The sequence below is a fragment of the Micromonospora sp. BS32 genome (assembly GCF_059089345.1).
Window position 1 is genome coordinate 1 of the sequence record NZ_JBSSHR010000090.1, and the last position, 472, is coordinate 472.

A 472-nucleotide genomic window follows, 5' to 3' on the forward strand; every position below is an offset into this window, starting at 1 on the left:
TTCCACCTTTGCATATTTGGGAACTAGCGTCTTCACCCATTCTTCGATGAACTCTTCCCACTGGGCGGCATCGTAGAGAAAGCGGATGATTTGCTTCGGCGTCAGCCTAGGGCCGGCCTGCAGGTCGGCGACGGTGAGGACAGGACGAGGTGCGCTTGGGGCGACCGACTCTGGGTCGGCGGCTGACTCCTCAGCTAGGGACACCTATACCCCTTCGCATAGACGGGGTGACACCGGGCCGCCACCCTGGGTGAGCCGGAGTGGACAGACTAACGAAAATGGCTTGTTGGGGGAAGATCGTTGAGTTGACAACATTCAGTGACTGCCCGTCGCCGTCGCGTCGGTCCAAGGGGCACTGTCAACCGGCTCAACGGTCGCCTGCGCTTAGCTCTGACGGGCAACCTCAGCGGGCGTCGCCTGAGCCGCCGGCGGAACAGCTGTCGACAGCAACGCTGACAGCAACGCCGCCGGA

General features: G+C 62.3%; 1 protein-coding gene. It reads right to left on the reverse strand.

Annotated features, from left to right (window positions below; all coding sequences use genetic code 11):
* Positions 1 to 204, reverse strand: a 204-nt coding sequence (locus AC5RWQ_RS30395) for a hypothetical protein (RefSeq protein WP_494286031.1), incomplete at its 3' end; no start/stop codon positions are given.
* Positions 205 to 472 lie beyond the last annotated feature (268 nt).